The sequence below is a fragment of the Corynebacterium sp. HMSC036D02 genome (genome assembly GCF_001836165.1).
Classification (GTDB): Bacteria; Actinomycetota; Actinomycetes; order Mycobacteriales; family Mycobacteriaceae; genus Corynebacterium.
Genome location: NZ_KV827673.1, coordinates 1 through 2,067 on the forward strand (window position 1 = coordinate 1; position 2,067 = coordinate 2,067).

Consider the following 2,067-nt stretch of genomic DNA (forward strand, 5'->3'; position numbering starts at 1 on the left):
GGTGTCTACCAAACAGGGGTCAGGTCCAAGACACCACCGTCCAGAACACCGTAGAAGAAGCACAACCAGCACCCGAGACCACAACAGAAGACGAAAGCACCGACAACACCCAAGGCGAAGACACCAGCGAACTGAACGAGGGTGCGCGAGCAAGCCTCGACTTCATCGCAAGCCTCGGACTCGGAGACGAAGTCCCCGAGAAGTCTCAAAGCCACGACGACAAGGACGAGAGCGATACTGCCCAACAATCAGACGAAGAAAACACCCCAGAACCGAAGCTCCACCCCGGCGCACAAGCAAGCATGGACTTTATCGCCAGCCTTGGCTTAGGCGACACGCCACAGAACGATAAGGAAGAGAAACCAGAAGATGAATCTGCGGCAAGTGAAGACGAGGACGTCGAGAAACTGAACGAGGGTGCGCGAGCAAGCCTCGACTTCCTTGCAAGTCTCGGCCTAGATGACGCACCACACATCACCACTACCCACAGCAACAACCACGACAACGAGGAACAAGCACCCGCTGACGATCTTGAAGACGAACAAGGCCCAGAGCTTTAGAAAACAGCGAGGTCAATGCGCTACCGCTCACATGTGTATATGCCTATATACGTACATGTGTATAGGCATATACACCAGGTAATCAGTTTCTTTCCTCGAGCCATCGTGTTGCCCACTCTTCAAAAAGTTGGGAGATGCTCTTCTCTTCTTCCACTGCAGCGAGTTTGAGCTCTTTAATCAATTGTCGATCACGGACGTACAACTGAAGGCGTGTCGCTTTATCATTAGCTTGAGCGAACATCTTTGTTGAAGGCGAGCTCTCCGACCTATTTCCAGACGATTCTTTCCGCGCCTTATTTTTAGCCTTTGGAATTGCCACTGTTTACCCCTTAATCTTCAAATGCTGCGACGACTTCTTTGGCCAAAGAATCCCAAACCTTCGTAGTTTTGGGCTTTGTTCCAAAAACGCGACGCGTGGCTGCTCTAGTTGGGATGACTGTTTCAGCAAGCGCTGCAGTCTCGTCACCCTCCAGCTCGGCATGGACTTCATCTAGAAGTTTTTCCCTTTTGTCGACATTCGACAGAACAACTGCTGTTGGTATCCCCATTTCTATTAGCCAAGAAAGCGTTACCTGCGTTCGATCAATATCCATCGGGGAAACGCCAGTTGGAAGAAGGACTAAATCGGCAGACTCGGCGCTTTCAGTTATGAAAGCTAAACCACCTGGAGGGGTATCGACTATAAGAAAGTCCGGACTATTCCCCCTCCTGACAACTCCAGAGAAATCACTTGAGCTGCGGACAGATTCGATAGGAAATGGAAAATCCTTTACTTTGGTTGCCCATCGGGTGGCAGATTGCTGGGGATCGCCGTCTGCGACTGCAACCGTATAACCCATCTTCCGAATTGCCTCTGCGAGCATTACCGAAAGTGTGGTCTTCCCCGTCCCGCCCTTCGACTGAATTACGGAAATTACTCGAGTCATACAAAAAGAATAGATTCATGGAGGATTTATCCGGGTAGTGACATACGGATGTGTGTATATCAGGCTATGCAGATGATAGCTGCCAAATGGTCACCCGATAAGACTCGCTATACACATATACATACACAATCACATATGTATATGTGTATAGCTCGAATTCAAAATACCCACTTGTCGACGGGTATTCCGGTTGCGGGCGCGCTGTAAGGCGGTATGGTTTTGGGTGTCCGCAGCGCACCCCCCCGGCGCATAGTCGGACGGAAGGAAAACAAAAAGCCACAACCCCCGCAGGTGGCTTCTCCCCTAGTGCTTCCAACGACGAGAAGCCTAGGGGAGTTTCCTTTTATTGAGCGTCTTCCAGCTTTTCTTTGAGGCTGGTGGCTAAACCTAGGAGCTCGTCTGGGTTATCTGCGGGGCGTTGTTGAGACAGATTTCTCTGTGCCGCGCGCACGAACTTAGCGAGTATGCCGGCGTCGCGGGCCAGTGGGGAAGTAGCGGGCAGTTCCGCCAGTATTACCTGCAGGTGTTTGGCGGCACTGTTGGCGGCGTCGAGTGCGTACTCGTAGTCTCCAGTATCCCCG

Annotated in this window: 3 protein-coding genes and 1 pseudogene; 1 reads left to right on the plus strand and 3 read right to left on the minus strand. The window is 51.6% G+C overall.

Features of this window, described 5'->3' with window-relative positions:
- A partial coding sequence (locus HMPREF2743_RS12850; protein ID WP_210400244.1) for a hypothetical protein occupies nt 1–560 on the plus strand: 560 nt, incomplete at its 5' end.
- 82 nt (nt 561–642) lie between these two features.
- On the opposite strand, the gene HMPREF2743_RS04620 is transcribed toward HMPREF2743_RS12850, so the two are convergent.
- The 3 genes and pseudogenes from HMPREF2743_RS04620 to HMPREF2743_RS04625 all read right to left on the minus strand — a co-directional run.
- A complete protein-coding gene (locus HMPREF2743_RS04620) occupies nt 643–879 on the minus strand; it encodes a peptide transporter (RefSeq protein ID WP_070818263.1) in 237 nt (78 codons plus the stop codon).
- Nucleotides 880–889: 10 nt separating this feature from the next.
- Complete coding sequence (locus HMPREF2743_RS12365) at nt 890–1,486, minus strand: ParA family protein (protein ID WP_083321601.1); 597 nt, start codon at nt 1,484–1,486, stop codon at nt 890–892.
- Nucleotides 1,487–1,829: 343 nt separating this feature from the next.
- Nucleotides 1,830–2,067 (minus strand): annotated as a pseudogene (locus HMPREF2743_RS04625) (hypothetical protein); the annotation flags it as partial.

Excerpts from the sequence above, each read along its gene's own strand:
- HMPREF2743_RS12365 (WP_083321601.1), bottom strand. The coding sequence starts at position 1,486 with ATGACTCGAGTAATTTCCGTAATTCAGTCGAAGGGCGGGACGGGGAAG.